Origin of the sequence: Nocardia miyunensis NBRC 108239 (genome assembly GCF_001613065.1) — a bacterium.
GTDB classification, from domain to species: Bacteria; Actinomycetota; Actinomycetes; order Mycobacteriales; family Mycobacteriaceae; genus Nocardia; species Nocardia miyunensis.
Window position 1 is genome coordinate 1 of the sequence record NZ_BDBQ01000038.1, and the last position, 24,074, is coordinate 24,074.

Genomic DNA, 24,074 nt, shown 5'->3' on the forward strand with positions numbered 1-24,074 from the left:
GTCTTCCGCCTTGGTGACGGTTGTATCGCTACCGATGGCAACCGAGAAGTGCCCCAGCGCATAGACCAGGTCGGAATCGTCGTGTGACTCCACGACATCCCACGGTGCGGTGATCTCCCGAGTGACGCCGATCTGCGGATCGGCCCTGGCGATGGCCTTGATGCTGTCCAGCTGGCTCAGCACTGTGTTCTTCACATCCGCACTGTTCATGATCTGCCGGACGTATTCGGCTTCGAGGATGTAGTTGAAGTCCGCCCCGTGGTTGCCGAGATAGGCGCCGAACAGGTCGGAGGAGAAATGCCAGTCGTGCATATCGAAATACGCTGCGACATAACCGGCCTCGGACCAGTTGGCGGCAGCCTCGGCCTTGTCCATGACGCCGTCCGCGGATCCCCACTTGGCGACGTTGTCCGGAAACGGAGGGTCAGAGGGCGGATGCAATGCTGTTCTCCCACCATACGTTGTTGCCGTACCCGTAGCGGATGGTTCCGAGGTCGACGGGCACCTTGCCGGGGATCTCGAACAAGGACCCCGTCGGGGCCGCGATCGCCGATCCGGACTCGTACGCCAGGGCCTTCCGGATCGCTTCCAGAATTCCTTCGATGGTCGTGTTTCGAGAGTCGGCCTGCTTCTTCACCTCATCGATGCCCGATCGGATGTCCTCGGCGATGCTGCTGCGCATCGGGCGATCGGATACCTGTGCCCAGACACCCAGTGGGAGTGTCAAATTCAGGAACGTCTTGGGTTCCAGTAAACCGGCGGCCAGACCTGCGGCCTGGTTGTAGGCGAGTCGTTCGAGGCACTCGCCACCGATTTCCACTGTCTTGCCGATGAGCTCGACGGTCGTGCCGCGCTCGGACATCGTCCTGCGGAGTTCGTCGGCTGTTGTCCGAAACGCCTTCGACGCGGTGCCGAGCCACTGCTCACCGAGCCATCGCGAGCCGCGGGCAAGATTCTCGGAAGTGGCGTAGTCGTCGACTGCGAGCTGCCGGATTCGCTTGCCGATCGTCTGGACATACTCCCAGTCGCCCACCAGGGGAACCAGATACTTCTCGGCAGGCTTGACACCGATGGATCGGCTCAACCGATCGTCGAACGGGGAGATCATGTCGACCAGTGATTGCACGGTATTCCGGATGGTCAGGCTGTCGTTCTCGATATTCGGCAGATCAGGAAACTGCAGGCCACCGAACCGGGTGCTGCTGGTCGGCGCGGAGTCGATGCTGGGCAGGTCGAGGCTGCTGGGGGCGGAAGGTGTCACGGATTTCACCGCCTTCGCCCAGGTTTCGTCCTGCTGCTCGAAGCCTTTCCCGGCGGCCTCCAGACTCGAACCGAGGTGCTGGATCGCGGTGTTGTCCTTCTGATGTAGCGCTGCGATGCGGCTGTTGAACTGCTGTACGGAGGGCGCCAGCGTTGCCAGTAGACCGGACGAATCCGCCGGAAGGGACAGTCCTGCCGAGATGCGCGATGCGGCGGACTGGAAACGTTCGGCGATCTCGTTCACGTCTTCGGCGAACCCGCTGAGGGCCTCTGGACTTACCGATAGATTGTCCACGCGATCGAGCCCTCGCTATGTGCGGCCTGCGGCATGGCTGGCGAAGCGTACCCGCAAATCCATTGAATCCCCCACTCCACCTTGTGGATTGAATATGCGGCAACGCTACCGGGTTCGATCGACCGGCGCGACAAAATTATCCCGATCCGGTGCTCGGGTGGGCGAGCTGCCCGGCGCGGTGGAGGTGGTTCGGCACGTTCCTCGATGAGCCGACCGCCTCCGCGGAAGAATGAGACGCCTCCGCGGAGCCGGGGATCGCTGCTGGATCAGCGGCGGTTCAGTGTGACTCCAGACAGTGGATATGGCGCCTTCAGCTGGGTTCCGGCGATGTTCGGTACGCCGATCCAATGTCCGAACCGCGGGTCGATGTCCTGGAGGTCCAGGCCGAACGGCCTGCCGTCGAAGGTCACGTGAGTTTCGTCGGGCCCGACGGGGGACTGACGTCCGGTGACTCCGGACTCCCCGCAGACCAGGACGACGACGATGTGGTCCATGAATACCTGCAGGTCACAGTTCTCCATCGGGGAGCCGACGACGTTGGAGGGGTGTCTGATGATGTGATACGTGCCGGGTGGGATCACGCCGTTGCGCGGGAATTCCGGGTCGTCGGCGGAGGCGACGGCCGGGACTGCGGTGAGAGCGGCGGCGGCGAGTGCGATACCGGCGGCGATACGACCGAATTTCATCCGTTCGGCTCCTTCGGGGGTCGATTCGTGTTCGGGTCGATCTGTATGTGAGGTATGTCGTGACGAACGTTCGATCTGTTCCATTCGGAATCTAGCTGTCGATCATGCTGTGCTGTCGATATCGGTTCGGACAGTCCGCGACGATCTCGCCTGAAATCGCTCACCGCAGTGGCTAGCGTCGATGGCATGGACTCGCTGGTTCAGCGCGTACTGAGCCTCCCGGCGGCATGGACGTACCTGGTCGTGGCGCTGCTGGTGTGTGCCGAGGAGGCCATGGTGTTCGGCCTGCTGGTACCCGGCGACACCGCCGCGATCCTGGCCGGGGTCGCCGCCAACCGCGGTCGGCTGGATCTGCCGACCACCCTCGCGCTCGTCGTCATCGCCGCAATCGTCGGCGCCAGTGTCGGATTCGGCACCGGCAGGATCTTCGGCGCGCGAATCCTGCGCTGGGCGATATTCGAACGTCATCGCGAGCGGCTGGACCGTTCCGGCCGATACTTCGAACGCCACGGCAGTTGGGCGGTGATCCTCGGCCGCTTCAGCACCTTCTTCCGGACCATGCTGCCGCAGCTGGTCGGCATGTCCTCGATGCGATATTCACGATTCCTGTTCACCAGCACACTCGGCGCGATCATCTGGGGTTGCGCGATGGTGATGGCGGGTTACGCGATCGGCGAGTCGTTCACGGCGATCATCAAACGGGTCGATTCCTGGGCGGCGCTCGTCGTCGTGGTGCTCATCGTTCTCGGCGTCGTCTACTGGAAATGGCGACGTCACCACCGCGCCCCGACCACCCCCGATGAGGACTGACCGATACGACGACGGCCCGGCACCGCACGGTGCCGGGCCATCGCCCCCGGATCTAGCTGCTCCCGAACCATCCCGGAGGTACGGATCGCTGCCATCCCGGATGATGGTGGTGACGACGCTCGTAGGGGTAGCGATCGTCCCACCGGCCATGCCGATTCCGGTCGTCCCAGGTCCCCGACACGTCCCACGGAGCGTTCCAGTGCTCATGCCGGACCTGCGTCGCGTGCAGGGCGGTCGGCTCGGCCTGCGCCGGAACAGCCAGCTCCGCAAGCGGAACCGCAACGATCGCCCCCGCGACCACCGCCCGCGCCCAGTACCGTCCGCCCATCGCGACCACCTTCCAACTCGATTGCCCTGCAAGCAGTCTCGCGCAGAACGAGCCAAAGGTCACCGTTCCAACCCCCACTTCCGGGTGAGAATCCCCCGCAGGGATGAGACCCCCTCGGGGACAACCCCTACCCCACGACCCGAACTTCCCCCTCGGGCTTATCCGGATCGATATGCCAACTGTGGATCCGAACCGGCCGAATCCGAATGATCTTGTTGGAGAACCACTCCGGAGCCACCGGAGGTGTCTCGACAGTGAGCACCTCGGCAACTCCCCGAATGATCACCCCGCGCCCCCATCCGGGCCTGACCGCTCCCGGCTCATCCGGAGTCATATCGTCCACGGCGAACGTGACATTCGGATTCGCCTGGACGTTCCGGTACCGCTGAGACTCCGGGTTGGGGCCGCCGATATCGATGGTCCCGTCATCGTTCAACTGGAAGCCGACGGGGGCAATGAGAGGCTTGCCGCCTGGGGTGACGGTGGCCAGGCGGCCGAGGTTCTGGGTGCTGAGGTAGGCGCGCTCGATGTGAGTGAAGGGCATATGACGACGGTAGAACCTTGAGTCTGGTTGAGGTCAAGTTCGGGGATGTGAAGCCGATCGAGGCTGGAGAACCGGATCAACCGCATGCGGAATCCAGTGTGGTACAAGGCCAAATAGGCAACGATCGCATTGACAGCTGGTCGACCGTCCACAACAATCGACGATAGCTCCGCAGGTGTGTCAGGTTGGATACGACGGTCGATTAGGGGGTATTCGGACTGTGGCCCGAATTCTCAAAATCAAGCAGAATGCACAGAAAATATCTGCTCACAAGGTGGATAACGGCGTTGACTGCCAGTATCAGGTAATCCATGATGCGGACGGGGCGAAGCTGGTTCACTTATCCACCTTCGGCTCGAAGCAGCGAGTGTCGCACCCCAAGAGCAGTCAGTCGCTGCAAGTCGATCAGGGAGTTGCCGCCACGCTCGTCAAGATTCTTTCTGATGCATTCGGAATAGCTTCGTCAGACTTGGATCAAGTGCTCGTTGATTCCTATCGGGAGAATCCGGATAAGCTGCGTGCCATCATTTCCAATGATGAGGCATCGCGTGATGTTATTGCGATGGCTCACAGAAGAAGTCAGGTCGAGAGGTTTCGTAAACTTCTGTCAGATAGCAGCTACTTTTCCTCGGAAGCTGCTAATTTGGGTAACCATGGCGATGAAAAAGTCTGGCAGAATTTCTTCGAGGAAAATCCCTGGATTTTCGGAGTGTCCCTTTCTGGTCAGCTCTTGACATCATGGAACAGTGAGAAGCTCGAGCAGGTAGTAGCGGGCTCCTCGATCGTGAACGTAGGTAAGCGTGTCGACGCGCTCTTGAAGACATCTGGACGAATCAAATCGTTGGTATTCGCTGAGATCAAGACCCATGACATGCCACTGCTGGGATCAGAGCCTCGCTCGGGGTGCTGGAGTCCATCGCGCGACTTGGTGGCTGGCGTTGCTCAGGCGCAGGGAACCGTTCATGAAGCTATTCGTGAAATTGGCGATCGCTTGGAGGAAACGTCCGCAGATGGCGATGGCATTCCCGGTGAGTATGCTTATTTGTTGCGTCCGCGCTCATACCTCGTAGTAGGAAATCTGAACAGTCTGGTAAACGCCGGCGGCGGGCACAACAAATACAAATTCCGTTCGTTCGAGCTGTTCCGCAGAGAGCTGGTCCAACCAGAAGTGCTGACGTTCGATGAGCTTCTGGCTCGAGCGGAATGGATAGTCGAATCCGACGATGCGGGAAGTGTTTAATTCTGTGCTAGTTGCTAGCTTGCTGTTCTGGTCTCGTCGAATAGTTCAGCTTTGTCATGGCCTTGGTGAGGTGATCGAAAACCATCTGTCGTCGGTCATTCTCGACCAATCCGACAGTGTTCAAACTCGTACGCGACGCTAACGAATTCGACGAGAATAATACCTACATGTCCGTCACGTACTGGCTGCCAGGCGGGCAGGCGTACCATTGGAGCAGGATGGTGCGAGCAGCATCCGAAGCCATCGACAGGTCGGCATCTCGCTTTTCCGCCCACTCATCCGAAGTCCATCCTGCGCCGCTGTCGACAATGAATTCTGTTGCTGTGTAGGGCACTCCATCGATGAGGAGTTGGATCTCGAGCGGGCCGTCCGGGTCGCGAAGGACGAGAAGTTCTATCGAGTCGGATGTTGGGTGAAGGGCTTGCTGGTGTGCGGTGTCTGTCACTGTGCTCGCTAGTCGGTGAGGTTCATGTAATAGGCCTGGCGCTCCGGGCCCAGGATATCGGTTTGCCAGAGGGGGGTGTTCCGGCCACGAGTTCCCCTTCTCCTAAGCCGGGAGTCTGAACTCGTCGCGCCCTGCGTTGACCGTGAAGGCATCCCATTCCTCCGGGGCGAAGACGAGTGCTGGTCCGTCCGGGTTCTTGCTGTCCCGGACCCCGACGAGCCCTCCTGGGAGCCAGGCGATCTCGACACACTGGGAGTTGGACTCGCTGTAGCTGCTCTTGCGCCACTGTGCCCCGGATAGATCAACGATCACTGTCATACTCCCTAGCCACCTGCCGGAGCAGGGTTCTTGTGTCGACGTCGTCCAGTGCGGTGCGCCGGATCGCTTCGGTCAGTTCATGGTAGTGCTGTAGTTCGATCGGATCTTCGGAGTAGATGTCGCTGCTCATGCCGCCGTCTCGATAGACCACGGGCGGTTCGATGGGGGCTCCTTTGGCGTCGTCGCCGAACTCCAGAATTACGAACTGGCCGGGCAGGATTCCCCAGGGGCAGCCGGCTCGGTAGGGATGGACGCGGAGGGTGAGGTTCGGTTGCTTGCCGAGTTCGGCGAGGTGTCGGAGTTGGGTGGCCATGGTTCGGGTGTCGCCGACGATGCGGCGCAGAGCGGATTCGTGGAGGAATACCTCGAGCCGAAGGGGCGCAACCCTTCTCGTCAGAATCTTCTGCCGCCGCAGCCGGACTTGTACTCGGCGCTCGACGTCCTCGTCCTTGACGAGTTCGGGATTGGTGCTGATCAACGCTCGCGCATATGCGGCTGTTTGCAGGAGCCCGGGAACCAGCTCCTGATACGAAATCATGCTCTGCGCAGCGGCTTCCATGCCCACGTACATGTTGAACGCATTGCTGAACATCCCGCCCAGTGCTGTGACATCTGGATTGTCGGCAGCTTTCTCGGCGAGTTCGATCGCCTTCGCGGTCTCGACTGGATCGACGTCGAACAGTTCACAGAGCGCGCGGACATCCTGCTTACGCAGCTTCTGCGGACGGCCGGTCTCCATGCGTTGCAGCGCGGCCGGGCTCAGCTGGACCTCTTGTGCGGCCCGAGCGATCGTGAGTCCGACCTCCAACCGCCGTTCCCGTAGAAACCGGCCCAGCTGTCGGCGCAACAGCGTTGGTGCTTGCTCCGTGGACATGTCAACCCCCTGGTAGCCGAACGAGACGTCGGATCGTCTCGAGTGGATTCTCGCGCGAGTCTGAGTACTCACGTGGAGTTTTGGGGAGATTGTTTTGAGTATTCAGAACCGGATATTCTGGTCGTGCGTCCAGGGGTGTGCTTGTGGCGCAGGTTCGAACAGCCTGTGTCCCAGCGGTTTTCCCATAACGGAGGTAATGCGCCATGTTTCCTGTTCCGCCTGTCGATCACTCGGTTCCATCGGGTGATCTCAGCGTGCGTCGGGCCCATACGGCCATGCAGGAGCACATCCGCTGTCCGCTCGAGGCGTGCCCGATCAAGCAGTGGGCCAAGGCTTTTCTTGTCGCGTGTGGTCGACTGCAACCGGCGGAACGCCCGAAGTTCGGGTTCTGATGCGTGCCGACGACGAGGCCACCGACGTTGAGATTCATGTCATCCAGGACGTCATCGAGGCGGTCGATGTGGCCTTACGGAGATCCGAGAGGTGTGGACGTCGTCTGATCGTGCCGAGGTCGAGGGTCTATGCCGTTGTCCTGCAATCTGTTATCGCAGATGCTAGAGGTCATCACCACCGTGCGACTCTCGATTGTGCAGACGTTCTCGATGTCATCCTCGAAGATGACGTGCCGTCTCCTCATGTCGGGAATCCGGTTATCGATGCGGTGGCGACCTACACCACGTGTGTGAACTGACCGTTGGCTGAGCTCGGCAGCTTGGGCGCCGCGCGCAAGGCCGCTATCAGACCGGTAGGGATGCCTATGCCCGTAGCGTGGAGCCGTGGATGAACGCGAGCTTCTGGAGGAGTATGTCCGGGATGCCAAGCTGATGCAGCTTTCGACGGTGTGTGGGGATGGCACTCCTACCGTCTGCACCGTTTGGTATTTGCCGATGTTTCGGCCGGATCGGTTGTATTTCGTGTCCCGGACCGATCGGTTGCACTCGAACAACATTCGGCGGAATTCGGCAGTTGCTGGGGCGATCCTCGATGATCCGCCTGTGGAGCTGGGGCTGACGGCTCGTGGGGTGTCGTTCACTGGGCGGGCGCGGCAGTTGCCCGGTGTCGGAATTGATGAGTTGGCTCGGGCGTTCGTTGGGCGGTGGCCTAATGCGGCGGGGGTGTTGGACGCTATGCCGGAGGGTGCGTCGCGGATGTTCGAGGTCGTCGTGGGGCAGTGGGTGTTGTTCGATGAGAAGAACTTTCGGGGCGGGCCACGGCGTGAGATCGACGGAATCTAGGGGTTGGGACGGAGCTTCGGACACCTGCGCAGAAGTGCCGGGGTGGCCCGGAATGAAGGGCAGAAGTGCCCCGGCGGCTCGGAGCGGAGGAGAGTTCGGTGTCCGTCGCTTGGGTCGGCAGGCGCTTACCCCTCCGCCGGAACTCCCGGAATGGGCAGGCTCGCGGTCAGGTGGTCGAGTAGCGGTGTGAGACGCCCCAACTCGGCGAGGTGGAGTTCGCTGAGGGCCTCGATGCGTTCTTCGCCGAGGGCGGTGGCGATCAGGCGGACGACGCGGGAGTCCTGGGGGTCCCGGATGCGTTCGACCAAGCCGGCGTCCACGGCGCGGTCGACCAGGCCGACGGCGCTGTGATGGCGGACGGTCAGGTAATCGGCGACCTCGCCGATCGTCGGGCCCTGGTCGTGGGTGTGGCCGGTGATGGCGAGCAGCAACTGGTGTTGGGCGGGGGTGAGGCCTACCTGCTTGGCGCGGTCTTCGCTCCAGCGCTCGAAGCGGCGTAGGGCGGTGCGGAAGTGCAGGAGCGTGCTGTAGTCACGCGATGTCAGCTTGGGCATGCCGGTCCAATTCCCTCGTATCGCATACCGGTCGGTGCGATTGACTGATTGTTCACACCCTACCGTCCTTGTATCGGGGCGCGACATATAACTATCGTAGTACGATATTTGTAGTGAGGAGTCGAGCCCATGGCATTGGATATTCTGGTTTTCGCCCTGCCGGTGATCGTCCTGATCCTGGTCATCACCGGGCTGTTGATCGGCTGGTCCGAGTTGTCCGACCCGCCGACCTCCATGAACTGCAGCAACTGCGACCGGTGGATGATCAACAAGCACCACCGCGCGCATCCGGTATGCATGCGGTGCCGGGTGCAGTACCTGTTCGCCGAGCCGCAGCCCCAGCCCCGGCGCGTCGACCTGTACCGGATCCACTGATCCGCGCTCGGTTCGTGCGACCGTCGGCAGTATGTGCTGCGTGAACGGCCGAGTAGCCGCTGGCCTCATGCCAGCGGCCGGTACCCGAATCCGCTTGGTGGACAAGATCCGGATAGACGGCGGATAGCATGTCTCGATGGCCTTGTACCTGTTCGCGGGAATCCCCGTCGCCGACTTCACGGCAGCCCTGACCTGGTACGAGAAGCTGCTCGGCGCGCCGCCGGACTCCTTCCCCCAGGAGGCCGAGGCGGTCTGGCAGCTCGCGCAGGAGCGGTTGATCTATATCATCCAGCGGCCCGAACACGCGGGTCACGGCATGTTGACGGTGATCGTGGACGATCTGGACGAGCGGGTGGACGCGGCGTCGCTGCGGGGCGTGGAACCGGCGAAGAGCGAGACCTACGACAACGGCGTCCGCAAGATCACCTATTCCGATCCCGACGGCAACGAGATCGGATTCGGGCAGGTCCCGGGCTGATCGCCGGGATCAGGTCTCCCCGCCGAAATCCATCTGCTGCCGGTACGCCTCGGTCAGCACGTCGTTGGCCAGATCCTGATTGTGATTGCGGGCGTAGCGGGAGATTCCGCGACGCATCATCCGGATGTTGAGGCTGTAGGCGAGGTCGAAGAAATCGTGTCCGCCGGTGACCGAATCGACGTTGATGTCCTCCTCGATCAGGTCGTACAGACCGAAGACCCACGACCAGACGCGCTGATTGCGATAGGTGCCGGGCAGCGCGTGGAACAGATCGCTCTCGATGGTCAGATCCTCGTCGGCCATCCCCTTCGGAATGTCGACGTTCATCCGGATCGTGGTGTAGAGGCTGCCGTCGTCCAGTTTGCTCTCCGAGACGAACAGGGTCTCCAACGCGCCGCAGCGCAACGTCATCAGGCGACGCCCGGCGCGGGACCGGGTCGGCAGCGCGGAGATGTTCCACAGGTAGCGCTGTGTGTTCACCGGATCGGGAATGGTCTCGTTGATATACAGCGCGATAGCGGCGCGCAGCGCGGGATAGTCGTCGTGCCGGTGCAGCTCCCAATAGCGGTGTCGTTGCTCGCCGGCGGTTCCGGTGTCGACCGTGGTGCGTGATCCGCGGTCCCAGGGCAGCACGATCGAGCGGGCCTGCTCGACCGGGACGAATTCGTCGTCGTCGTCACCGGCCAGATAGACCCACTGTTTGTTGCGCAGTTCGGTGGTCTGCTCGAGCAGGGAGATCAGGTGACGCTCGGCGAAGTCGAGGTCCTCCACCGGCCACGGCGCGAAATCGATCGTCTCGATGTCGTTCCACATCCGGGCATGCGCGGAGAATCTGGCCGCCACGTTGACCGACTGTCCGACGTACGCCTCGCCGTCGGCGAAGTGCAGGACGTACAGTCCGCAGAGGGTCGTCTCCGCGACCAGAAGCGGCGTGATGGTACCCAGACCCGACACGTTGTAGCACTTGAATCGGTACTCGGGCTCGAGCGCATCGTTCGCCATGGGTCATCGATATCAGAATTGCCAGGCGGCGGGGTAATTATGCATGCCTATCGATACCCATGAAACACGGTGCGGCCCAGATGAACAACGATCGACCAGCGCGCTGTCCTGTCCGGATGCCGGGCGCGGGGCGGTGTGGGTGTGAGATCGTGTTCGGCGAATGTTCGGATCCGGAATGAAGTCTCGCATCGTGCGGGCTGGTGAGGTCGGTGGGCGGCATGAATGCCTCGTTTGAGCAAACCAGTTACACCCCTGAAGTTTTCGCCCGACCATGGCTTGCCGCCGGAGCGCTGTTCGTGCGCGAGGAGTCGGTACTGCTGGTGCACAAGACCTACGCTGACGGCTGGGACATCCCCGGCGGATTCGTGGACGTGAGCGAGGCCCCGGTGGAGGCGTGTCGCCGGGAGATCGCCGAGGAACTCGGCATCGCGCGGCCGCCCCGGCGTCTGCTGGTCTGTGATTGGGCACCGCACGACGGTACCGACCGGCTGCTGTTCGTGTTCGACTGCGGTGAGATCGGCGACGAATCGGCCATCGTGCTGCAGGACAGCGAGCTGGATCGGTGGGAATGGGTACCGATCGAATCGGTGGAGGATTACGCCGTGCCGCGGCTGGCCAGCCGCCTGCGGCAGGCGTACGCGGCGTATCGCGAGGGCGGCACGGTGTACCTGGAACGCGGCGAGCCGTTCGTCGCGGTATGAGGTGGTCGAGCTCGGGAATCCGGGTTGCGCGCAACGATTGTCGTGCGGAGCGTTCCGTAACCGGTTAAGCTGCCGCTCGTTTCGATCTCGCGTCGTTGCGTGACGGGCAACGGCGAGCGGGACCCCGACTTGGCTACCATCGGTGCAATCCGCCGGAGCCGTCGGCGGCAGCAACAGGTAGTACGGGAGCGCATGAACCAGGTCCTCTTCGCGGCCATGATCGCGCTCGCGGTCTCGATCACGTTGACGCCGTTGCTGATCAAGTGGTTCACCACCAGCGACGTCGGGCAGGAGATCCGCGCCGACGGGCCGGCCAGCCACCAGGCCAAACGCGGCACCCCGACCATGGGCGGTATCGCGATCCTGGCCGGCATGTGGGCCGGATATCTGGGTGCGCATCTGATCGGGGCGAACGACCATCGGCCGGGCCCGTCGGCCTCGGGTCTGCTGGTCCTGGGCCTGGCAACGGCATTGGGCTCGGTCGGGTTCATCGACGATCTGCTCAAGGTCCGCCGAAGACGCAATCTCGGACTGACCGCGACCGGGAAGTTCATCGGGCAGATCTCCGCCGCGCTCATCTTCGGGGTGCTGGTGCTGCGTTTCCCGGGCAGTACCGGGCTGACTCCGGCCAGTGTGCATGTGTCATATGTGCGCGATATCAATACCGTTTCCTTCGGTCTCATCGCATTCCTGCTGGTCGTGTGCTTTCTGGTGGTGGCCTGGTCGAACGCGGTGAACATCACCGACGGGCTGGACGGGCTGGCGGCCGGGTCGGTGGGCCTGGCGCTGGGCGCGTATGTGGTGGTGACGTCGTGGCAGTACATCAACTCCTGCGCCTCCCGGCCCGAGATCGGCTGCTACGACGTGCGCGATCCGCTCGATCTCGCCGCGGTGTGCGCGGCCGGTGTGGCGGCCTGCGTCGGATTCCTATGGTGGAATGCCGCACCCGCTCGGATCTTCATGGGCGACACCGGATCGCTGGCGCTGGGCGGACTGCTGGCCGGTCTGTCCATCACCACGCGGACCGAATTGCTGACCGTCGTGATCGGCGCGCTGTTCGTCGCGGAGATCGCCTCGGTGTTGCTGCAGATCGTCGTCTTCCGCACCACGCGCAACCGGCTGTTCAAGATGGCCCCGTTCCATCACCATTTCGAATTGAGCAAATGGGCCGAGACGACGGTGATCATCCGGTTCTGGATACTCGGCGGAATCGCCGCGGCCATCGGGCTGATGCTGTTCTACGGAGAGTATCTAGACGTCGTGGGCTGAGCGTCGGCGGACCTCGGCGACCGGCACCGTGCGATTGCGCTTGCGGGACAACTCACATGCCTCGGCGACGTAGAACGCCTCGAGGGCATCGTATGGGCCGCAGGGGTTTTCGGCCGCGCCGGTGGCGACGGCGGTGAACACGGTGAGCTCCTCGATGTAGGCGCGGCGGAAACGGTCCATGAAACCGGGATAGGCGGGGAACAGCGGCGGGGGATAGTCGGGTTCGACCGAACGCAGCGGTGCCCGATCATCCAGGCCCACAATGGCGTTGGCGCGAGAGCCGAGGACCTCGAGGCGCACGTCGTAGCCCGCGCCGTTGTAGCGGCCCAGCGAGACCGTCGCCAGGGTGTCGTCGTCCAGGCGCAGCAGGACCGCGGCCGTGTCCACGTCACCGGCGTCGCGGAAGAACTGCTCACCGCGGTTCGCGCCCAGTACCGACACCTCGGTGATCTCGCGGCCCGAGACCCAGCGGATGATGTCGAAATCGTGCACGCCGCAGTCCCGGAACAGTCCGCCCGAGCGCGGAATGTATTCCGCTGGTGGGGGAGCCGGGTCCAGGGTGGTGGCGCGCAGGGTGTGCAGGCGGCCGAGTTCACCGGAGGCGACCGCGGCGCGCGCGGCCCGGTATCCGGCGTCGAAACGGCGCTGGAAACCGATCTGCACCGGAACGCGCGAGTGCTCGAGATGGCCGATCACCGCGAGCGTGCCCGCGATATCCGCCGCGACCGGCTTCTCGCAGAAGACCGGGATACCCAGATCGACCGCCGCGGTGATGAGCTCGGGATGTGAATCGGTGGCGGTGGTGATCACGACGCCGGTGAGGTCCGCGGCGAACAGCGCCTCGATGTCGGGGGCGAATCGCACGCCCAGTTTCGTCGCCGTGCTGCGGGCGCGTTCGGGTTCGGCATCGGCCACGACGACCTCTTCCACCTCGGGCAGGTTGCGCAGGATCTCCGCATGTGCGACGCCGATGCGGCCGGTGCCTGCCAGGCCGATTCGGATTGTCATGGGGCCGTTCTCCTTTCGTGGCGGCCGCGAGAGCCCGGGGACTCGGGGCGGCGGGTCGTGTGGTCAGCCGGTGGGCGCGGCGGTGGTCGCGCGGACGATCAGCGAGGGCTGCAGGCGTCGGCGGACCGGGTCGGTTCGGTCCTCGCGCAGGCGTCGGGCGAGCGCCTCGATCGCGAGACGGCCGATCTCCGTGCGCGGCTGGTCGACGGTGGTCAGCGCGACGTGCCGCAGCGCGGCCAGGGAGGAGTTGTCGTAGCCGACGACCGAGACGTCCTGTGGCACACGCAATCCCGCGTCCTCCAGCGCGGACATCGCGCCCACGGCGTTGAAGTCGTTGCCGCACACCAGTGCCGTGGGAAAGTTGTTGGGGGAGAACACCGTCAGGAGTTTGCGCACGGCCGCGACGCCCGCGGCGTCGGTGTGCTCGCTCGGCACGACCAGGGGTTCGAGGCCGTGCCGGTGCATGGCCGCGACATACCCCTTGCGCCGGGGCGACGCGCTGAAGGCGGCGCCGCCGTCGAAGTGCACGATGCGCCGATGGCCCAGGGCGACCAGATGATCCACGGCCAGTGCGGATCCGGTCTCGCCGTCGTCGTCGACGGTGTCCACGCCCGCCACCGACGAACTGCGCGAGACCAGCACCACCGGGCACTGCGTGGCCGCCTCGCGGATCGCCGCGGCCGCGAGAACCGGTGAGAGCAGGATGATTCCGCCTGGACGAAAGGCCAGCAGGCTGCTCAGCGCGGTGCGTTCGCGGGCGGGACTGCGGCGGCCGGTGTTGAGGATCAACTCGAGTCCGGCCTGCTGCGCCGCGCCGTCCATGGCCTCCACGACATCGGCGAAGAACGCGTTGTGCAGATCGGAGACCAGGACGCCGACGATATTGGAGGTCCGGCTGGCCAGGGAGCGGGCCATGGTGTGCGGCCGGTAGCCGAGTTCGGCGGCCGCGGCCAGCACCGCCCGGCGGCGATGTTCGCTGACCTTGGGCGAGTCGCGCATCACGAGCGAGACCAGGGCGCGCGAGACACCGGCCCGAGCGGCGACGTCCTGCATCGTCGGGCGCTGCATCGTGTCCTCTCCCCGGACGGTCGGCGGAACCTGTGCGCCGACGGTACCGCGCGGCGGTGCACCGAGCAATAGAGCGCTCCAATCGGACATTCACGCCATCGAAATATTCCGGGATTGTCCTGGATGAGACATATTTCCCCAGGTAGATACCGTGGAAACGGGGCGCTGGGACCTCTTGACACTATCGTGACACAGGTTACATTATTGGAGCGCTCCAATGCGCTGAGCGCACCATGCACCGACAGGCCGGAGCTGTCTGATGACCGAACCGATGCATCCGCTACGGATCGCCGCCGCGCCGATCTCCTGGGGTGTGTGCGAGGTGCCGGGCTGGGGTCATGTGCTCCCCGTCTCGACCGTGTTGTCGGAGATGGCCGCCCTCGGGCTCACCGCCACCGAATTCGGGCCGCCGGGATATCTGCCCGCCGAACCGGACCGGCTCCGGGAACTGTTGGCCCCCTTCGGAATCGAGGCCATCGGCGGATTCCTCGCCCTGGCCCTGCACCGGGATCCGCAGGCCGCCCGCACCGCCGCCCGTGCCAGCGCGGAGCTGTTCGCCGCGGCCGGGGCCGAGGTGCTGGTACTCGCGGCGGCGACCGGCGGGGAGGGCTACGACACGCGCCCGCAGCTCGATGATCGCCAGTGGCGCACGCTGATCAGCACGGCAGCCGACATCCGCGATCTCGCGGCGGGGTACGGCCTGCGAACCGTTGTGCACCCACATGTGGGCACGCTGGTGGAGACCGGTCCGGAAGTCGAGCGTCTGATCGCCGACTCGGACCTCGAATTGTGCTTGGACACCGGGCATCTGCTGATCGGCGGTGCGGATCCGGTGGCACTGGCGCGTCGGCACGCCGATCGGATCGGGCATATTCATCTCAAGGATGTGCGGGCCGATCTCGCGGATCGAATCCGCTGCGGCGCAATCGAATACAGCGCGGCCGTGCGGCAGGGACTGTTCGTGCCGCTGGGCGACGGGGACGTGGACATCGAGGCGCTGGTGCGGTGCGCCCACGCGGGCGGCTACCGCGGCTGGTACGTGCTCGAACAGGATACGGCGCTGGGGGCGGGCGACACCGCGGCCGGGCCCAGCCGGGATACCGCACGGAGTCTGCGCCGACTCGAAAATATCGGCGCCGCACTGATTTCCGCCGGACCCCGGAATGCGCCGATCAGGGCCGGAGGCGGTAGCGGAGCGTAACCACGCAGGCTCCCGCGCATTCCGCAGCAACAAGGAGAGATGATGACAACGAAGTCCGCCCCGGCCCGCAGTGTTCGATCACGCTGGCGGCGCGTGCTGCCCTGGTTCGCCACGGCGGCGGTGCTGGCCGCGTGCAGCGGACCCGCCGCGGAGAACAACACCACCACCCAGACGGCCGGTCCGACCGGCACATTGACGTCCGTCTCGGTGGTCACGCACGGCAGTGCGGGCGATGCGTTCTGGAACGTGGTCAAGAACGGCGCGGCCGCCGCGGGCAAGCAACTCGGCATCAAGGTCGACTACCAGTCTTCCGGTGATCCGACCCAGCAGGCCAAGCTCATCGACAACGCCGTGGCCCAGGGCGTCGGCGGACTCGTGGTCTCCATGGCCAATCCCGATGCGTTGCGGCCCTCGATCCAGAAGGCCGTCGCCGCGGGCATTCCCGTGGTCACGATCAACTCCGGTGAGGCGCAGAGCGCGAGCGTCGGGGCGATCGGTCACGTCGGGCAGAGCGAGGAATCCGCGGGGGAGGGCGCGGGCAAGCGCCTGGCGGCGGCCGGAAAACACAAGCTGCTCTGCGTCATTCACGAAGCAGGGAATATCGGTGACAACCAGCGGTGCGACGGGGCGACGAAGGGGTTCGGCGGCAGCGCGACCACGCTGCAGGTCGATATCAACAATCCGACCGACGCGCAGTCCCGGATCAAGGGCGCGCTCGAGTCCGATCACTCCATCGACGCTGTGCTGACGTTGAATTCGCAGGTGGCGGCGCGGGCCGTGGCCGCGGTCGGGGAGGCCGGTTCGGCCGCGCAGATCGCGACGTTCGATCTGAACAGTGAGGTCGTGGACGCCATCAAATCCGGCAAACTGCTGTTCGCCATCGACCAGCAGCAGTACGAGCAGGGATATCTGCCGATCGTGATGTTGCAGCTGTACAAGTCCAATCGCAACACCGTCGGCGGCGGGGCGCCGGTGCAGACCGGTCCGGCCTTCGTGGACAAGGACAACGTCGACGCGATCGCGACGCTGGTGTCGCAGGGCACGCGCTGAGAGGGATGAATTGAGTACCGCCGCAACGTCCTCGGACCAGACCTCCACGGAGGCCGGTGTGCCGGACACGATCTCGGGTCCCACCCTGTTGCAGCGCGCGATCGTGCGGCCCGAGATCGGGGCATTGCTCGGCGCGCTGCTGGTGTTCGTCTTCTTCACCGTCATCACCGACAAGTTCCTGAGCCCGCTGGGCATCGCGAACTGGCTCGACGACGCCTCGACGCTGGGCATCATGGCGGTCGCGGTGGCGCTGTTGATGATCGGCGGGGAATTCGATCTGTCCGCCGGCGTGATGACCGCGTCGACGTCCCTGGTCACCGCGCTGCTGGCGGTGCACGCGGGCTGGAACGTGTGGTTCGCGCTGCTGGCCTCGCTGGTGTTCGCGCTGGCCGTGGGTGCGTTCAACGGGTGGGTCGTGATGCGCACGGGGCTGCCGAGTTTCATCGTGACGCTCGGTACGTTCCTCGCGCTCCAGGGCCTCAATCTCGGTGTGACGCGGCTGGTCACCGATACCGTGCAGGTCGCCGGAATTCGCGGTGCGGCCGGATATGCCTCGGCAGGTGCGGTTTTCGCCTCCACGATCGATCTGGGCAGCACCCGCATCCAGGCATCGGTGGTGTGGTGGATCCTGCTGACCGTGCTGGGCTCGATCTTGTTGCTGCGCACGCGATTCGGCAACTGGACGTTCGCGGTGGGCGGTTCGCTGCACAGCGCCCGCGCGGTCGGCGTGCCCGCGGTGCGGACCAAGATCCTGCTGTTCATGGGAACCGGGTTCGCCGGATGGGTGGTCGGCTCGTGCAGCATTCTGCGATTCGGCAGCGTTCAGGCCAATCAGGGCGTGGGCCTGGAACTGCAGTTCATCATCGCGGCCGTGGTAGGCGGCTGCCTGCTGACCGGCGGATTCGGATCGGTGATCGGCGCGGCCCTGGGTGCGCTCATCTTCGGAATGGCCAGGCAGGGCATCGTGTTCGCCCGCTGGAACGACGACTGGTTCATGTTGTTCCTGGGCGTGCTGCTGCTCGCGGCGGTATTGGTCAACAACGTGTTCAGCAAGCGCGCGGAGAGGATTCGGCGATGACCGCGACGTCCGGGGGAACCACGCTCATCGAAACCGTCGGTGTGACGAAGAGTTACGGTGGGGTGGTCGCGCTCGACGACGTGTCCATGGTGGTGAACTCCGGAGAGGTCACCTGCGTGCTGGGTGACAACGGCGCGGGAAAGTCCACGCTGATCAAGATTCTGGCCGGAGTGCATCAGCACGACGCTGGTGAGCTGCTCGTCGAGGGGGAGCCGACCCGATTCGTCTCCCCGCGCGCGGCGCTCGATCGCGGGATCGCCACGGTGTACCAGGATCTCGCGGTGGTCCCGCTGATGAGCGTGTGGCGCAATTTCGTACTGGGTTCGGAGCCGACCGTCGGGGTCGGGCCGCTGCGCTTCCTCGATCGCGGCCGGAGCCGTGAGATAGCCCGGAACGCGTTGTCGGACATGGGAATCGAGATCCGCGATCTGGAGCAGCCGGTCGGCACGCTCTCCGGCGGGCAGCGGCAGTGCGTGGCGATCGCGCGCGCGGTGCACTACGGCGCGAAGGTGCTCATCCTCGATGAGCCGACCGCCGCGCTGGGCGTGAAACAGGCCGGGGTGGTGTTGCGTTACGTGGTCCAGGCGCGTGATCGTGGCCTCGGGGTCGTCCTGATCACCCACAACCCCCACCACGCCTACCCGGTCGGTGACCGCTTCCTGCTGCTCAAACGCGGCGCGTCGCTCGGCTCCTACGAGAGGTCCGAGATCGATCTGTCCGAGCTCACCCGGCAGATGGCCGGTGGGGCCGAACTCGCTGCGCTGCAACATGAGTTGGAGCGGGTGGCGGAATGAGCGAGCTGGAGGTGCTGACGATCGGGCGCGTGGGAGTGGACCTGTATCCGGAGCAGAGCGATGTGCCGCTGGCTCAGGTGCGGACGTTCGCGAAATCGTTGGGCGGCACGGCAACCAACGTCGCCGTGGCCGCGGCTCGACTGGGGCGGCGTAGTGCGGTGGTGACGAAGGTCGGGGCGGACGGGTTCGGTGCGTATGTGCGAACCGCGTTGGCGGAGTTCGGTGTCTCGCCGCGGCATGTGTCCACTTCCGCGGATCTGCTGACGCCCGTGGTGTTCTGCGAGTTGAATCCGCCCGCCGATCCGCCGCTGCTGTTCTATCGTGCGCCGATCGCGCCGGATCTGACCTTGACCGAGCACGATATCCCCTGGGACGTCGTCGAATCCGTGCCGCTGCTGTGGGTGACCGGGACCGGCGTCAGCGCCGAGCCCGCGCGCGGCACCCAGCGCCGGGTGCTCGAACGGCGTGCGCGGCGCGGGCACACCGTGCTCGATCTGGACTATCGGCCGATGTTCTGGCCGGACGCGGCGACCGCGGGGCGTGAGATCGGTGCGCTGCTCGATCACGTGGATGTGGTGGTGGGCAACCGAACCGAGGTGCGGGTGGCGGTCGGGACCGACGATCCGGGCGAGGCCGCCGGGCGGCTGGTGCGCCGGGGCGTCGAGTTGGCGGTGATCAAATGCGGTGCGGACGGGGTGTTCGTCGCCGACGCGGCCGGGCATCGATGGACCGTGCCGCCGTGCCGGGTCGAAGTGGTGTGCGGACTCGGCGCGGGCGACGGTTTCGGCGGTGCGCTGGTGCACGGATTACTCGCGGGATGGGATCCGCCACGGGCCGCGGAATACGCCAATGCCGCTGGGGCCCTGGTGGCTTCGCGACTGGCCTGCGCCGACGCCATGCCCGCGCTGGCGGAGATCGAGGAACTGCTGAGCCGGACGCGGCACGCGGAGGAGGTCGTATGAGGAGACGCGGTGTACCTGACCGATGAACGCTGGCACGAGCTGTTGCGCGTGCGCGGCACCGAACCCGGGGCGATCGCGCGCGCCTACGCCGCGCGACGTCGGCGCGAGCGGCTGCTGTCCGCGCGGGGCACGCTGTTCCTGGTGGCGGCGGACCATCCGGCCCGCGGCGCGCTCGGGGTCGGCTCGGACCGCACCGCCATGGCGGATCGGCGCACCCTGCTCGAGCACCTGCTGATCGCGCTGGACAATCCGGCGGTGGACGGTGTGCTCGGCTCCCCGGACGTGGTGGAGGAACTGCTGCTGCTGGACGCGCTGCACGACAAGGTCGTCATCGGATCGATGAATCGCGGCGGCCTGGCCGGTGCGGACTGGGAGATCGAGGACCGGTTCACCGGATACGACGCCCGGTCGCTGGTCGAGTTCGGCCTCGACGGCGGGAAAATGCTACTGCGACTGGTGGATTCGGACCCACGCACCATCCCGACGCTACAGGCGTGCGCCAGCGCGGTCTCCGAGCTTGCCGCGCACGGTCTGATGGCGATGGTGGAACCGCTGCCCTACCATCGCGACGAGTCCGGATCGCTGGTGATGCACAAGGATTCGGCCTCGCTGCAACGTGCGATCACCGTCGCCTCGGGCCTCGGCGTGACTTCGGCCTACACCTGGCTGAAAATCCCCGCGCCGGAGGACATCTCGGTGCTCGACGCCACGACCCTGCCGGTGCTCATGCTGGGCGGTGCGCCCTCGGGGGATGCGGCGGCGGATCTGGCGGCATGGGGAGGCGCACTGCGACACGAGGTTTCGCGTGGTCTCGTGGTCGGCCGAAGTCTGCTGTATCCACCCGACGGCGATGTCGCGGGCGCGGTCGACGCCGCGGCACGGATATTGAAGGAGGCGTAGATGAGTCGCGTGATCCAGCGTTCATGTCCGGTCTCACGCGGGCCAGGAATACACCGGCCGATACGCATCGACCGGGGACCGCTGCACGGAGGTGCTCGATTGCGCTGTTCCACGGGTGCGCTCGGTGCCGCGCCGGCCCCCGCCGAGCTGACCGCCGAGGTCGGGGGCCGGCCCTGGACCGAGCCGCGGTTGCCCGTCGGGTGGTCCTGCATCGCGCACCCGCAGGTCGCACGATGAGCCGGTTGCACCGTCCCGCGGGCACGCTCGAGGACGGCCGCGATCCCATCCTGCTGACCGCCGAGACCGCGGGATGGAGTTATGTGGGGCTGCGGGTCCTGCGGCTGGCGGCGGGTGAGGCGAGGAGATTGCACACCGGTGAGTACGAGGCGTTCGTCCTGCCGCTGGTCGGGTCCTGCACGGTCCGCGTGGACGGCGAGACCTTCGACTTGGCCGGCCGTGATTCGGTTTTCACCCGGGTCACCGATTTCGCGTACGTGCCGCGCGAGGCCGAGATGGAGCTGGTCTCGCGGGCTGGTGCCGAGATCGCCCTGCCGATGGCTCGCTGCCAACGCCGACTTTCCGCGAGATACGGTGCGGCCGAGGACGTTCCGGTGGAGGTCCGCGGTGCGGGCCGGGCCACGAGGCAGGTCACGAATTTCGGCATTCCCGGTGTGTGGGAGCACGCGGACAAACTCAACGCCTGTGAACTCATCACCCCGGACGGCAACTGGTCCTCCTATCCGCCGCACAAGCACGACCATGCGACCGACTGCGAGGTCGTGAACGAGGAGATCTACTACTTCCGCATCGCCGGACGCGACGCGATCACCCCCTCCCGGGAGGGGTTCGGCATGCATCGCACCTACACCGCCGACGGTGAACTCGACGAGAACGTCGCGGTCCGCGACGGGGACGTATTCCTGATCCCCCGGGGCTACCACGGGCCGTGTGTGGCGGCGCCGGGCTACCCGATGTACTACCTGAACGTCCTGGCGGGCCCGGCGCCCGAGCGATCCATGGCCTTCTGCGACGACCCCGCGCACACCTGGGTCCGCGACACCTGGGCCTCGATCGATCCCGATCCGCGCTGCCCGGTGACCGGTCATCGAGGACGGATGTGACGAACCGTCGAAATCGGGTACTCCGGGCCATCTGGGACAGAGAGGAATTCGATGCGACTGACGACGGCGCAAGCGCTGGTGGCCTGGCTGATCGCGCAGCGGTCACAGACCCTGGACGGACGCGAGGTGCCGCTGTTTCCCGCGGTGTTCGCGATCTTCGGACACGGCAACGTCCTGGGCCTGGGCACGGCACTCGAGGAACGCCGCGATGTGATCCCGGTCTGGCGTGGGCACTCCGAACAGGGCATGGCCCTGGCCGCGGTAGGCCTGGCCAAGGCCGTGCACCGGCGTCAGGTCGGAGTCGTCACCTCTTCGATCGGTCCCGGCGCGCTGAACATGGTGACCGCGGCCGGTGTCGCGCACGCGAATCGGCTTCCGCTGCTGCTGCTTCCGGGTGACGTGTTCACCGGGCGGGGTCCGGATCCGGTTCTGCAACAGGTCGAGCACTTCGGCGATCCGACCGTGACCGCCAACGACGCGTTCCGCGCGGTGAGCCGCTATTTCGACCGGATCACCCGGCCCGAGCAGCTGCTCGCGACGTTGCCGCAGGTCGCCCGGGTACTCACCGATCCCGCCGATGCCGGACCGGTGACGCTCGCTCTGCCGCAGGACGTTCAGGCCGAAACCTTCGACTTCCCGGACGTGCTGTTCGAACCGGTCGTGCATTCCGTCGCCCGGCCGCGTCCCGATCGCACCGCCCTCGCCGCGGCGGCGCACGCCCTGCGGTCCGCGCAACGCCCCCTGCTGATTCTCGGTGGCGGCGTGCGGTATTCGGGCGCTGGACCGCAGGCGCTGGAAATGGCCGAGCGACACGGCATTCCGATCACCGAGACCACCGCGGGCCGCACCCTCGTCGCACACGAACATCCGCTGTACGCCGGGCCGCTGGGCGTCACCGGATCGGCCTCCGCCGATACCCTTGCGGCGGAAGCGGATCTGGTGCTCGCGGTGGGAACCCGTCTGCAGGACTTCACGACCGCCTCGTGGACCGCCTTCGCGCCCGATGTCCGGATGGTCACGATCAACGCCGCGCGCTTCGACGCGGTCAAACACGGCGCTCTCGCCGTGGTCGCGGATGCCGCTGCGGCACTGGAGGATCTGGAGACCGAACTGTCCGGGTGGCGGGTGGCGCGCGGGTGGACGACCCGTGCGGCGGCGGTGCGCGCGGAGTGGGACGACTACATCGACACCCTGCGCGCGCCGGCGCCCACGCTGCCCACATATGCGCAGATCGTCGGAGCGGTGAACGATCTGAGCGAATCGGGCGACTACGTGATGACCTCGTCCGGCGGCCTGCCGGGTGAGCTGATCGGCGGCTGGCGGGATACCGGCGGTGAACCCACCATGGACGTGGAGTACGGATTCTCCTGTATGGGTTACGAACTCGCGGGCGCCTGGGGTGCGGCCATGGCGCATCGGCACGGGCTGGTCACGACGCTGCTCGGTGACGGCTCGTATCTGATGCTCAATTCCGAGCTGTTCTCCGCGGCGTTCGCCGGTCATCGGTTCGTCGCGGTCGTCTGCGACAACGACGGCTACGCGGTGATCGCGCGCCTGCAGGAAGGTCAGGGCGGCAACGGTTTCAACAATATGTATCGGGACTGCCGCACCAATCATCCGGCGCCGCCGCGGGTGAATTTCGCCGCGCACGCGCATTCGCTGGGGTGCGTGGTTTTCACCGCCTCGAGTACGGACGAATTCCGTGAAGCCTATGCCCATGCCAGGGATGCGGCCGTGCGGCAGTCACGGCCCGCGGTGGTCGTGGTGCGGACCCACCCCTCGGCGTGGACCGAATCCGGTGCGTTCTGGCAGGTCGGCGTGCCGGAACAGCTGTCCGGGCACGCGATTCACACCGCCGAGATGGCGCGTCAGGTGCGTTATCTGCGTCCGTGAGATGAACGTCGTTGCGCGCGACGCGCCGAATCGGCCTGGACTGCCGACGATTGCCTCGCTATGGTTCGGCTGGCCCGATGGCGAGAAGGTATGGGATATGGCACAAGGCACGGTCAAGTGGTTCGACACCAAGAAGGGGTTCGGGTTCATCCGTCACGATGACGGCGGGCCCGATGTCTTCGTCGACTACACCGAGCTCGAGGGGACCGGCTTCCGCTCGCTCGCCGAGGGGCAGCGGGTGGTGTTCGAAATCCGTCATACCAAGACCGGTCCCGAGGCAAGGAACGTCCGGGTCGTACAGAACTGATTGTGTGTCATGGCACACAGTTCTGAAATCGTGTTGTTCGGGTCACTTTCCCGCAATTCTGGCTAACGGATATTTCAAGTTGGTCGATATGCCTGTCGCAAGCCGGTTCGGCCGGATCTCGACAATGAAAGGCAATTCCATGATCCCCGTTATCATCGACACCGGTTCCGCCGCTCTGCACGGGCTCTTGGGCACCGGCAGCGCTGCGTTCCACGGTATCCTGAATACGCTGTGGACCGGGTCTTTCGGCGGCTGAGCTCGCACAACGGTCGTGTGAA

At 65.3% G+C, this 24,074-nt stretch carries 30 protein-coding genes; 17 read left to right on the forward strand and 13 right to left on the reverse strand.

What is annotated here, in order from left to right:
- The 3 genes from NM2_RS16240 to NM2_RS16250 form a co-directional block, all read right to left on the reverse strand.
- On the reverse strand, positions 1 to 441 hold a 441-nt coding region (locus tag NM2_RS16240; RefSeq protein ID WP_157121126.1), incomplete at its 3' end, for a hypothetical protein.
- Complete coding sequence (locus tag NM2_RS16245; RefSeq protein ID WP_084531067.1) at positions 425 to 1,555, reverse strand: type VII secretion target; 1,131 nt, start codon at positions 1,553 to 1,555, stop codon at positions 425 to 427. The genes NM2_RS16245 and NM2_RS16240, both read right to left, overlap by 17 nt.
- A gap of 266 nt (positions 1,556 to 1,821) precedes the next feature.
- On the reverse strand, positions 1,822 to 2,241 hold the full coding sequence (locus NM2_RS16250; protein ID WP_067669448.1) for a hypothetical protein: 420 nt from the start codon (positions 2,239 to 2,241) through the stop codon (positions 1,822 to 1,824).
- A gap of 186 nt (positions 2,242 to 2,427) precedes the next feature.
- Here NM2_RS16250 and NM2_RS16255 point away from each other — a divergent pair, with 186 nt between their 5' ends.
- Positions 2,428 to 3,051, forward strand: a complete 624-nt coding sequence (locus NM2_RS16255) for a DedA family protein (RefSeq protein WP_067669410.1) — start codon at positions 2,428 to 2,430, stop codon at positions 3,049 to 3,051.
- Positions 3,052 to 3,103: 52 nt separating this feature from the next.
- Here NM2_RS16255 and NM2_RS16260 read toward each other — a convergent pair whose 3' ends face one another.
- A complete protein-coding gene (locus tag NM2_RS16260) occupies positions 3,104 to 3,379 on the reverse strand; it encodes a hypothetical protein (protein ID WP_067669412.1) in 276 nt (91 codons plus the stop codon).
- A gap of 127 nt (positions 3,380 to 3,506) precedes the next feature.
- Entirely contained in the window at positions 3,507 to 3,923 is a 417-nt protein-coding gene (locus tag NM2_RS16265; protein WP_067669414.1) for a PPOX class F420-dependent oxidoreductase, read from the reverse strand.
- Between the two features lie 220 nt (positions 3,924 to 4,143).
- Between NM2_RS16265 and NM2_RS47505 the strand changes: the two genes are divergently transcribed.
- Entirely contained in the window at positions 4,144 to 5,163 is a 1,020-nt protein-coding gene (locus NM2_RS47505) for a Shedu immune nuclease family protein (protein ID WP_218025930.1), read from the forward strand.
- Positions 5,164 to 5,326: 163 nt separating this feature from the next.
- Here the strand turns inward: NM2_RS47505 and NM2_RS16270 are convergent, their stop codons facing one another.
- The 3 genes from NM2_RS16270 to NM2_RS16280 all read right to left on the reverse strand — a co-directional run bounded on the left by NM2_RS16270 (position 5,327) and on the right by NM2_RS16280 (position 6,800).
- A complete protein-coding gene (locus NM2_RS16270; protein WP_067669416.1) occupies positions 5,327 to 5,608 on the reverse strand; it encodes a hypothetical protein in 282 nt (93 codons plus the stop codon).
- 102 nt (positions 5,609 to 5,710) lie between these two features.
- Positions 5,711 to 5,920: a DUF397 domain-containing protein gene (locus NM2_RS16275; protein ID WP_157121130.1), complete on the reverse strand. Its 210-nt coding sequence runs from the start codon at positions 5,918 to 5,920 to the stop codon at positions 5,711 to 5,713.
- Positions 5,910 to 6,800: a helix-turn-helix domain-containing protein gene (locus NM2_RS16280; RefSeq protein ID WP_067669420.1), complete on the reverse strand. Its 891-nt coding sequence runs from the start codon at positions 6,798 to 6,800 to the stop codon at positions 5,910 to 5,912. Before NM2_RS16280 ends, NM2_RS16275 begins: the two co-directional genes overlap by 11 nt.
- A gap of 307 nt (positions 6,801 to 7,107) precedes the next feature.
- On the opposite strand from NM2_RS16280, the gene NM2_RS16285 reads away from it, so the two are divergent.
- The gene (locus tag NM2_RS16285; protein ID WP_157121127.1) at positions 7,108 to 7,491 is read left to right on the forward strand and encodes a hypothetical protein; all 384 of its coding nucleotides are present in this window, start codon (positions 7,108 to 7,110) and stop codon (positions 7,489 to 7,491) included.
- Positions 7,492 to 7,576: 85 nt separating this feature from the next.
- Positions 7,577 to 8,035 (forward strand): pyridoxamine 5'-phosphate oxidase family protein, encoded by a 459-nt coding sequence (locus NM2_RS16290; RefSeq protein WP_067669423.1) that lies wholly within the window; start codon positions 7,577 to 7,579, stop codon positions 8,033 to 8,035.
- 125 nt (positions 8,036 to 8,160) lie between these two features.
- Here NM2_RS16290 and NM2_RS16295 read toward each other — a convergent pair whose 3' ends face one another.
- Positions 8,161 to 8,589 carry a MarR family winged helix-turn-helix transcriptional regulator gene (locus NM2_RS16295; protein ID WP_067669425.1) on the reverse strand — a complete coding sequence of 143 codons (429 nt, stop codon included), beginning with the start codon at positions 8,587 to 8,589 and terminating at the stop codon, positions 8,161 to 8,163.
- Between the two features lie 129 nt (positions 8,590 to 8,718).
- Between NM2_RS16295 and NM2_RS16300 the strand changes: the two genes are divergently transcribed.
- A complete protein-coding gene (locus tag NM2_RS16300) occupies positions 8,719 to 8,964 on the forward strand; it encodes a hypothetical protein (protein WP_067669427.1) in 246 nt (81 codons plus the stop codon).
- Positions 8,965 to 9,100: 136 nt separating this feature from the next.
- Entirely contained in the window at positions 9,101 to 9,442 is a 342-nt protein-coding gene (locus tag NM2_RS16305) for a VOC family protein (protein ID WP_067669429.1), read from the forward strand.
- Between the two features lie 9 nt (positions 9,443 to 9,451).
- Here the strand turns inward: NM2_RS16305 and NM2_RS49070 are convergent, their stop codons facing one another.
- Entirely contained in the window at positions 9,452 to 10,444 is a 993-nt protein-coding gene (locus tag NM2_RS49070; RefSeq protein ID WP_157121128.1) for a GIY-YIG nuclease family protein, read from the reverse strand.
- Between the two features lie 218 nt (positions 10,445 to 10,662).
- Here NM2_RS49070 and NM2_RS16315 point away from each other — a divergent pair, with 218 nt between their 5' ends.
- Together NM2_RS16315 and mraY are read left to right on the forward strand one after the other, a co-directional pair.
- Complete coding sequence (locus NM2_RS16315; RefSeq protein ID WP_067669431.1) at positions 10,663 to 11,145, forward strand: NUDIX domain-containing protein; 483 nt, start codon at positions 10,663 to 10,665, stop codon at positions 11,143 to 11,145.
- Between the two features lie 192 nt (positions 11,146 to 11,337).
- Entirely contained in the window at positions 11,338 to 12,414 is a 1,077-nt protein-coding gene (gene mraY / locus NM2_RS16320) for a phospho-N-acetylmuramoyl-pentapeptide-transferase (RefSeq protein ID WP_067669433.1), read from the forward strand.
- Here mraY and NM2_RS16325 read toward each other — a convergent pair.
- Together NM2_RS16325 and NM2_RS16330 are read right to left on the reverse strand one after the other, a co-directional pair.
- Positions 12,397 to 13,422 (reverse strand): Gfo/Idh/MocA family protein, encoded by a 1,026-nt coding sequence (locus tag NM2_RS16325; protein WP_157121129.1) that lies wholly within the window; start codon positions 13,420 to 13,422, stop codon positions 12,397 to 12,399. The two genes, mraY and NM2_RS16325, sit on opposite strands and share 18 nt — an antisense overlap.
- Positions 13,423 to 13,485: 63 nt before the next feature.
- A complete protein-coding gene (locus tag NM2_RS16330; RefSeq protein ID WP_245718062.1) occupies positions 13,486 to 14,580 on the reverse strand; it encodes a LacI family DNA-binding transcriptional regulator in 1,095 nt (364 codons plus the stop codon).
- Between the two features lie 169 nt (positions 14,581 to 14,749).
- Between NM2_RS16330 and NM2_RS16335 the strand changes: the two genes are divergently transcribed.
- The 9 genes from NM2_RS16335 (at position 14,750) to NM2_RS16375 (ending at position 23,796) form a co-directional block, all read left to right on the forward strand.
- Positions 14,750 to 15,691 (forward strand): TIM barrel protein, encoded by a 942-nt coding sequence (locus NM2_RS16335; RefSeq protein WP_067669435.1) that lies wholly within the window; start codon positions 14,750 to 14,752, stop codon positions 15,689 to 15,691.
- Between the two features lie 42 nt (positions 15,692 to 15,733).
- Positions 15,734 to 16,741 (forward strand): sugar ABC transporter substrate-binding protein, encoded by a 1,008-nt coding sequence (locus NM2_RS16340; RefSeq protein ID WP_084531077.1) that lies wholly within the window; start codon positions 15,734 to 15,736, stop codon positions 16,739 to 16,741.
- A gap of 10 nt (positions 16,742 to 16,751) precedes the next feature.
- Positions 16,752 to 17,819, forward strand: coding sequence for an ABC transporter permease (locus NM2_RS16345; RefSeq protein WP_245718063.1), 1,068 nt, complete (start codon positions 16,752 to 16,754; stop codon positions 17,817 to 17,819).
- On the forward strand, positions 17,816 to 18,613 hold the full coding sequence (locus tag NM2_RS16350; protein ID WP_067669439.1) for an ATP-binding cassette domain-containing protein: 798 nt from the start codon (positions 17,816 to 17,818) through the stop codon (positions 18,611 to 18,613). The genes NM2_RS16345 and NM2_RS16350 overlap by 4 nt, the downstream gene beginning before the upstream one ends.
- Positions 18,610 to 19,575 (forward strand): 5-dehydro-2-deoxygluconokinase, encoded by a 966-nt coding sequence (gene iolC / locus NM2_RS16355; protein ID WP_067669441.1) that lies wholly within the window; start codon positions 18,610 to 18,612, stop codon positions 19,573 to 19,575. The genes NM2_RS16350 and iolC overlap by 4 nt, the downstream gene beginning before the upstream one ends.
- A 9-nt stretch (positions 19,576 to 19,584) precedes the next feature.
- Entirely contained in the window at positions 19,585 to 20,475 is an 891-nt protein-coding gene (locus NM2_RS16360) for a Cgl0159 family (beta/alpha)8-fold protein (protein ID WP_067669443.1), read from the forward strand.
- A 233-nt stretch (positions 20,476 to 20,708) separates the two neighbouring features.
- Positions 20,709 to 21,596 carry a 5-deoxy-glucuronate isomerase gene (gene iolB / locus NM2_RS16365; RefSeq protein WP_067669445.1) on the forward strand — a complete coding sequence of 296 codons (888 nt, stop codon included), beginning with the start codon at positions 20,709 to 20,711 and terminating at the stop codon, positions 21,594 to 21,596.
- A 51-nt stretch (positions 21,597 to 21,647) separates the two neighbouring features.
- Positions 21,648 to 23,489: a 3D-(3,5/4)-trihydroxycyclohexane-1,2-dione acylhydrolase (decyclizing) gene (iolD, locus tag NM2_RS16370; RefSeq protein ID WP_067669447.1), complete on the forward strand. Its 1,842-nt coding sequence runs from the start codon at positions 21,648 to 21,650 to the stop codon at positions 23,487 to 23,489.
- Between the two features lie 97 nt (positions 23,490 to 23,586).
- Positions 23,587 to 23,796: a cold-shock protein gene (locus NM2_RS16375; RefSeq protein WP_067669457.1), complete on the forward strand. Its 210-nt coding sequence runs from the start codon at positions 23,587 to 23,589 to the stop codon at positions 23,794 to 23,796.
- Positions 23,797 to 23,838: 42 nt separating this feature from the next.
- Here NM2_RS16375 and NM2_RS50910 read toward each other — a convergent pair.
- A partial coding sequence (locus NM2_RS50910) for a hypothetical protein (RefSeq protein WP_218025931.1) occupies positions 23,839 to 24,074 on the reverse strand: 236 nt, incomplete at its 5' end.